Here is a 7,556-nt window from a genome sequence, read left to right as displayed (position 1 = left end):
CCGCACTCCGCCACCGCCCCGCCAAACCACGGAATGCACGCTGTTGCTGTTGCTTCTGAGGTTGCCGGCCAGCGGCCGGCACTACCACGGGTGCAGGGCGCAGCCCTGCAAAGAACCCTATCCTCGTGGTCGGCTGCGCGAGGGCACCAGTGCGAACGTATCCACCGCCAGCTTCTCGGCATGGTTCAACCACGCGCGGATCTCCAGATCATCCACTTCGTGGTCCAGCCCGAACGACACGTTGATCTTGCCGTTGGCATCGGGCTGCACCCACTGTTGCGCCAGCACCACCTTGCGTTGTGAGGACACCGCCTCGATCCAGAAGCCGCGATCCGGGCGCGTGCTTGCCACCAGCTGCAGCATGTACTGGCCGGCACGGGTACGGCGGCCCTTCTGCGTAATCATGTGTGCCTGGCGCACGCTCGGGCGCGGGCCCTGGAACGCATCCAGCGGTGCGTCCACCGCAATGCCGCCGCGCAGGTCGTTGTCGCGGTACAGCTTGATGCCGTTGTCGCGGTTGACCAGCAGGGCGCACCAGTCGCCGTCGGCCGAGCCATCCTCGAATGCGGTGCAGCGGTCGACGTAGGCCAGGGTGTTGTCCGGGTTGGCATCATCGAACTGGCGCGAGGTGTTCTCCAGATACACCGACTTCAACCCCCAGTCCTTGTCGTACTCCAGCAGTACCGGCGGCTGCACGTGCTGCAGGCCGACCACCACCTGGTCATCGCCATCGATCTTCAGTTCGCGGGTCGGTTCGCCCAGCCACAGCGACCGCGCGAAGGCGAGGTATTGCGGATAGTCACGGCCGCCATCGCGCTGGGTGGCTGCGCTCGCGCTCGGCGCGCGCTGGGCATCGATCAGCGAACGGCCGAAGCCCATCGTCTTCAGGTTCGGGTCCAGCAGGCTGAGCAGGGTCGCACCCGAATCCAGCGTGGTGCCGGCGTCGGCGCTGAGCTGCTGCGGGGCAATGTCATCCCCCAGGAACAGCAGCAGGTTCTCGCGCTTCTGCCGGGTCAGGATGTGGGTCAGATCGTTGGGCATCGCCAGGTGGTCGGAGGCGATCACGATCAGCGTGTCCTTGCCGTACGGGCTGGCCTGGATGCGCTGCACCAGCTGCGAAATCAGCCGGTCGCTGCACTTGAGCGCGTTGAGCATGTTGATGTTGCCGTACTGGCTCTGGTAGCGCTCGCCCTTGCACGACACCGGCAGGTGACCGGCCGGGTGGTGGGTGTCCATGGTCAGCGTGGTCAGCATGAACGGTGAGCCGGCGCGCGAGAGCTGTTCAAAGCGCTGGTAGGCGGTGTCAAGCAGCACGTCGTCGTGCACGCCCCAGGCCGAGTAGTGGATGCGACCGATCTTCTTCTGCTGCTTGAACCACGCCAGGTCGTGCACTTCGTCGAAGCCGTGGCTGGCCAGGAACTGGCCCTTGCCGGCGAACTGGCCGTTGGCACCGCCCAGATAGTGGTTGGTATAGCCCTGCTGCTTCAGGTAATCGCCCAGGCACACGGCCTTGGGCAGGAAGCTGCCCATGCGGTCCATGCTGTTCTCATCGCCCTGCGAGGTGGTCAGCGGCACGCCGCACATCGACGACACCAGGCCGGCGATGGTCCAGCCGCTGCCCTCGGCCGAGGCCAGGTTGCGCACGTCCAGTGACTCGGACGCCAGGCGGTTGAGGTTGGGCATCAGGCCGGGAAACACGGCCTCGTCCAGGTAGGTACGTTCCAGGCTCTCGCCGTAGATCCAGACGATGTTGCGCGGGCGCTGCAGCGGCTGCGTCGGCACCTGGTATTCGGGTGCGATGCGGGCGAAGTCGACCGGCCGCAGCTGCTGGTAGAGGCGCTGGCCGTCGCGGGCCAGCGGACTGATCATGATCGTGGCCACCCACACGGCCGCGAAACCGGCGAACAATGCGCCACCATGGCCGGGCCGGCGCCAGCGCTTCACCCGCGTGGCGAACAGCGGCAGCAGCGAGACCAGCGCCAGCACGATGAAGCCGGCGATATAGCCCTTGAAGTCGGAGACACCGGCGCCTTCCATGTCGGCGCCGAGGTGGTACAGGGTGGCGGCATTGAGCCCATCACCGGACAGCTTGTCGATCAGCCACCACGCGCTGAGCATGAGCAGCAGCAGCGAGAACGCACCAGCCTTCCACCACACCCACTTGTCGGACGCGAGGAACAACCAGCACAGCAGCAACAACGACAGCAGCAGTATCCAGAGCATAGGCAGCTTCGGCAGTGACGGGGTGGTGGTGATGGACGTCGTACCGACGCGTGTCCATCCGACCGACGCTGCCACAAGCACATGCATATGACAGGCCGATGACCCGATAGTGCATGCACGAACCTGACTGAAATGTTTGTTGAAATAACACGCGCGCAATCGCGCTCAGAAGGTAAAACGAGCGTGAAGGGCTTCGTTGGATTACATTAAAAACCGCATGAATACGGCGGTTTTCGCTGATGCGCTAGCGATGACCACGTTCTTCGCGTGCCCGCGCACGACGGTCGAACAGCAATGCACTGGTCACGATGCCAAGGCCGAGCACCACGCCGATGAACAGCAGAATCAGCGCAATGAGCGGGTAGCCGAACAGGTGCCAGCCGGTGTCGATCTTCATCATCATCGCCGCAGCCATGATCAATGCGGCACTGATGATGCCGGCAGCCACGCGGTTGGCGATCTTCTGCAGGTTCTCCATCAACCGCGATTCTTCCAGGCCGGTCACCTTCATCTGCAGGCGGTTCTCGGCCAGCAGCGCCATGATGTCCGACAGCTTGCGCGGCCCATCGCGCAGCAGCTGCTGCAGCTCCATCGCCTCGCTGGCGAGGTTGGCGGCAGACAGCGATTTCTTCAGGCGCGCACGCATTACGTGCTGCAGCTGGCGCTCAACGATGCGGCGGGTTTCCAGCTCGGGTGCCAGCAGCCGGCACACGGTTTCCAGATTGAGCAGCGCCTTGCCCAGCAGGCTCAGCTCCGGCGGCGTGCGCAGGCCGCAGGCGGTGGCGATGCGCACCAAGTCCAGCACCACGCGGCCTTCCGAGAAGCTGCCACTGGCGGCGTAGCGCGCGATCAGCTGGCCCGTCTCGCGCAGATAGCGTTCTTCGTCGAACGCCTCCAGCCGCGTGCTGATGCTGATCAGGTCGTCGGCCACTTCTTCGCCACGACCATCGACCGCGGCGAACAGGATCTTCAGCAGGCGCTCGCGCAGACGCGGCGGCATGTGCGCGACCATGCCCAGGTCGAAGATCGCCAGCCGTCCATCTGGCATCACCCGCAGGTTGCCCGGGTGCGGGTCGGCATGGATCTCGCCATGCACGAAGATCTGGTCCAGGTAGCCGCGGATCAGCGCCGCCGCCAGCGGGTCCATCGACTGCTCGGTGCGGCGCACATCGGGAATCGCATCCACGCGCACGCCGGTGGCCAGTTCCATGGTCAGCACGCGCTGGCTGCTGTAATCCCACAGCGGCTGCGGAATCCACAGCCGCCGGAACGGCTTCAGGTGCCGGCCGAAACGGGCCAGGTTCTCGGCCTCGGCGTGATAGTCCAGCTCCTGCATCAGGGTCTTGGCGAACTCGTTGAGCCAGTCGCGCAGGCGCACGCGACGGCCCACCTGGGTCAGGTGGTCGGCGGCCAGCGCGAAGCTGCGCAACGCCTCCAGGTCCGAACGCAGCTGCGCGGCCACCTCGGGCTTCTGCACCTTCACCGCCACCTGGCGCCCATCGTGCAGCACCGCGCGATGCACCTGCGCGATCGACGCGCATCCCAGTGGCTCGGGATCGAACGCGGCGAACAGCTTGTTCACCGGCGCGCCCAGCTCCTGTTCGACGATGGCATGGATGCGCTCGACCGGAATCTCGGCCACCTTTTCCTGCATGCGCTCCAGCGCCGTGGCGAACTCCACCGGCACCATGTCCGGGCGGGTGGACAGCATCTGGCCCAGCTTGACGAAGGTCGGCCCCAGCGCCTCCAGGTCGCTGACGAACTGTTCCGGGTTGCCATCGGCGGGCACGTCGGCCTGGTTGCTGGCGGCATCCAGGTTCATGCCCGAGAACACGCCCGAATGGCGGTAGCGCATCAGCAGGCGCAGGATCTGGCTGCGCCGGTTCATGCCTTTGACCAGCGGGGGATTGCCATTGGCGGTGGGCGGATTGCTCAAGCGGAACTCCCATGCGACGAATACAGGTAGTGCCGGCCGCTGGCCGGCAATGTCCGGATTCCGCAGTGTCGCCGGGGGGCGGTAGGCACGCGGTGAATCCGACCGCTTCCGCAGCTGCCCCGGTATCGGTCAGAATCCGCTCATTCCCTTTCTTGGACGCCCCATGGCCGGTGCCAGCCTGTTCGCCCTGCTCGACGATATCGCCTCCCTGCTGGACGACGTCTCGGTCCTGACCAAGGTTGCGGCGAAGAAGACCGCCGGTGTGCTCGGCGACGACCTGGCGCTGAACGCGCAGCAGGTCACCGGGGTCAACGCCAACCGCGAACTGCCGGTGGTGTGGGCGGTGGCCAAGGGCTCGCTGGTCAACAAGGTGATCCTGGTACCGGCGGCGCTGGCGATCAGTGCGCTGGAAGCCTGGCTGCACAGCCGTGGCTGGAACGTGCCGCTGATCGTGCCATTGATGATGATCGGCGGTGCCTTCCTCTGCTTCGAGGGCGTGGAGAAGCTGGCGCATCGCTTCCTGCACTCGGCAGAGGACGATGCCGAGCATCAGGCCGAACGCCGCAAGGCGTTGTCCGATGCGCAGGTGGACATGGTGGCGTGGGAGAAGGACAAGGTAAAAGGCGCGATCCGTACCGACTTCATCCTCTCGGCCGAGATCATCGTGCTGACCCTGGGCGTGGTCGCCACCGCACCGTTCACCAACCAGGTGGTCACCCTGGCCGTGGTTGCACTGGCGATGACGGTCTTCGTCTATGGGCTGGTCGCGGGCATCGTGAAGCTTGATGACGTCGGCCTGTACCTGTCGCGCAAGGGTGGGGCTGTGGCCGCCTTCGGTCGCGGCCTGGTGGCCTCGGCGCCGTGGCTGATGAAGTTCCTGTCGGTGGCCGGCACCATCGCCATGTTCCTGGTCGGTGGCGGTATCCTGGTGCACAACGTGCCGGCGCTGCACCACGCGGTGCAGGCGCTGGGCGGCGAAGGGCAGTGGGGCTGGCTGATCAGCGCTGCGGCCAACATGGTGGTGGGCATCATCGCCGGCGCCATCGTGCTGGCGGCGGTGACCGGGTTCCAGAAGCTGCGCGGGAAGTAGGCGCCGGCCCATTGCCCGGTAGAGGCCGACCTCGGTCGGCGCATTGTTTCCGCGTGTGCCAACCAAGGTTGGCACCTACCGAATCGCTGTCCTTTGCGTTGGTAGAGGCCGACCTTGGTCGGCGCTTTGCCCCGGCGTGTGCCAACCAAGGTTGGCACCTACCAAAGCGCTGTCCTTTGCGTTGGTAGAGGCCGACCTTGGTCGGCGCTTTGTTCCGGCGTGTGCCAACCAAGGTTGGCACCTACCAAAGCGCTGTCCCTTGCGTTGGTAGAGGCCGACCTTGGTCGGCGCTTTGTTCCGGCGTGTGCCAACCAAGGTTGGCACCTACCAAAGCGCTGTCCCTTGCGTTGGTAGAGGCCGACCTTGGTCGGCGCTTTGCCCCGGCGTGTGCCAACCAAGGTTGCCACCTACCGAAGCGCTGTCCTTTGCGTTGGTAGAGGCCGACCTTGGTCGGCGCTTTGTTTCCGCGCGTGCCAACCAAGGTTGGCACCTACCGAAGCGCTGTCCTTTGCGTTGGTAGAGGCCGACCTTGGTCGGCGCATTGTTTCCGCGTGTGCCAACCAAGGTTGGCACCTATCGAAGCGCTGTCCTTGGCGTTGGTAGAGGCCGACCTTGGTCGGCGCTTTGCCCCGGCGTGTGCCAACCAAGGTTGCCACCTACCGAAGCGGTTCGCGGTGGGCCGGGCGATCAACCCGCCTGCACCCGGTTCTTGCCCTGCCGCTTGGCCGCATACAGCGCGTCATCCGCGCGCCGCAGCAGCGCTTCGGTGTCATCGCCCGGCTGCCATTGCGCCAACCCGGCACTGAAGTGCACCGGCACGCGCTGGTCCTGCACGGTCAGCACGCGGTGCGCCAGTGAACGCTGCAGGCGTTGCACGGTGGCCATGCTGTCGGCACCCTGGGTCTCCGGCAGCACCAGCACGAACTCGTCGCCGCCCAGCCGCGCGATGCCATCGGTGGCGCGCAGCAGCAGCTTGCACACGGCTACCAGGTGCTGCAGCAGTGCATCGCCACCGGCATGGCCATGTGCATCGTTGGTCTGGTGGAAATCATCCAGGTCGATCACCGCCACGCCCAGTGGTGAGTTGTTGCGCGCGGCGCGCGCCAGCTCGCGCTGCAGCAGTTCGTCCAGGCCACGGCGGTTCAGCGCCTGGGTCAGTGGATCGATGCGCGCCAGGTCACCGGCGGCGCGCAGTTCCTGCTCCAGCTCGGCAATGCGTTGCTCTGCACGCTCCACTTCCTGCCGCGCGTTGGCCAGGTGATCGCGCGCCTGTGCGGCCTGCTGCTGCACCTTGCCGGTATCGCGCATCACGTCCTGCAGCAGCTGGTTGAGGTCGGCGATGCTGCGTGCCTCGCGCAGCTGCAGCGCGTAGCTGCCGATGCGGTCGTGGTATTCACCGGTGCTGGTGGCCATGCCGTCCATGCGCTCGATGAACTCGCCCATCAACCCGCGCATCGCCGCCTTCGAATCGTCGATGCCCTGGCGCAGCAGCCCCTGCTTGTAGATCACTTCGCGCAGTTCGGCGCGGGTGCGCTCGACCGCCTCAGCTTCCAACGGCCCGTCCAGCAACTGGCGCACCGCCGCGATCTGGCCCTGCAGCCAGCTGCGGTCATCCAGCAGCTCGCTCACGTTCTCCAGCAGCAGCGCGAACAGCTCCAGCAGCAGCGCCTGCTGCTCCTGCCAGCTCTCGGCACGCACGCCGACCTGGTGGCCGAGTTCGCGCACACCCTGTTCGATCGGCTCCAGTGCGGTACCCGGCTGCCACTGGCGCAGGCGCGTGGCCAGCGCTTGGGCCTGCTCGCGCAGATCCGGGTCGTGCTGCAGCAGGGCCACCACGGCGCCGCCCAGCAGCAGGCGCAGCTGCTCGGACAGGCGCAGGCTTTCCGGCTGCCCGTCCGGTGAATGCTGCTCGATGGTGCGGATGTACTTGTCGATCAGCTGCCGCATCGCGCGCCCGTAGCGCGGCCAATCGGCACTGGCCTGCGCCGACTGCAGGCGATCACCCATGTCACCCAGTTCGCCGGGCAGGGTGGCCATGCCATTGGCGAACGCGGCCAGTAGCGGCTCCGGCGCGTCGGCACCGGCAAACAGCTGCTGCAGCGCCACCCCGCCGCCGCCCTGCAGCACCACCCGGTCACCCAGGCCATCGTCCACCACCGCGCGCACGCGTGCCGGCGGCCCAAGGGCGGTACCGGGGGCAGGGCGGTGGTCGGGCTGGTCCGTCATCGAGCAAATCCTGGGGCTGGCAGGGACTGGTTCCAGCATATCGGCGCGGCCGCCGACGGCTTGAACGGCTAGGATGGGCGA

At 66.4% G+C, this 7,556-nt stretch carries 3 protein-coding genes and 1 pseudogene; 1 reads left to right on the top strand and 3 read right to left on the bottom strand.

The window, feature by feature from the left end; genetic code table 11:
- Nucleotides 1-117: 117 nt before the first annotated feature.
- Both N7573_RS10860 and N7573_RS10855 read right to left on the bottom strand, forming a co-directional pair.
- Complete coding sequence (locus N7573_RS10860) at nucleotides 118-2,223, bottom strand: phosphoglycerol transferase I (RefSeq protein WP_279913167.1); 2,106 nt, start codon at nucleotides 2,221-2,223, stop codon at nucleotides 118-120.
- 244 nt (nucleotides 2,224-2,467) lie between these two features.
- Nucleotides 2,468-4,123: pseudogene (locus N7573_RS10855) on the bottom strand (AarF/UbiB family protein); the annotation flags it as partial.
- A gap of 199 nt (nucleotides 4,124-4,322) precedes the next feature.
- Between N7573_RS10855 and N7573_RS10850 the strand changes: the two are divergent.
- A complete protein-coding gene (locus N7573_RS10850) occupies nucleotides 4,323-5,249 on the top strand; it encodes a DUF808 domain-containing protein (protein ID WP_279913168.1) in 927 nt (308 codons plus the stop codon).
- A gap of 687 nt (nucleotides 5,250-5,936) precedes the next feature.
- Here N7573_RS10850 and N7573_RS10845 read toward each other — a convergent pair.
- The gene (locus tag N7573_RS10845; RefSeq protein WP_164161331.1) at nucleotides 5,937-7,475 is read right to left on the bottom strand and encodes a GGDEF domain-containing protein; all 1,539 of its coding nucleotides are present in this window, start codon (nucleotides 7,473-7,475) and stop codon (nucleotides 5,937-5,939) included.
- Nucleotides 7,476-7,556 lie beyond the last annotated feature (81 nt).

It is taken from the genome of Stenotrophomonas sp. GD04054 (assembly GCF_029836955.1).
Taxonomy (GTDB): domain Bacteria; phylum Pseudomonadota; class Gammaproteobacteria; order Xanthomonadales; family Xanthomonadaceae; genus Stenotrophomonas; species Stenotrophomonas maltophilia_A.
The sequence above is the reverse complement of the archived record's forward strand: the minus strand, read 5'-3'. Positions and strand labels throughout refer to the sequence as shown.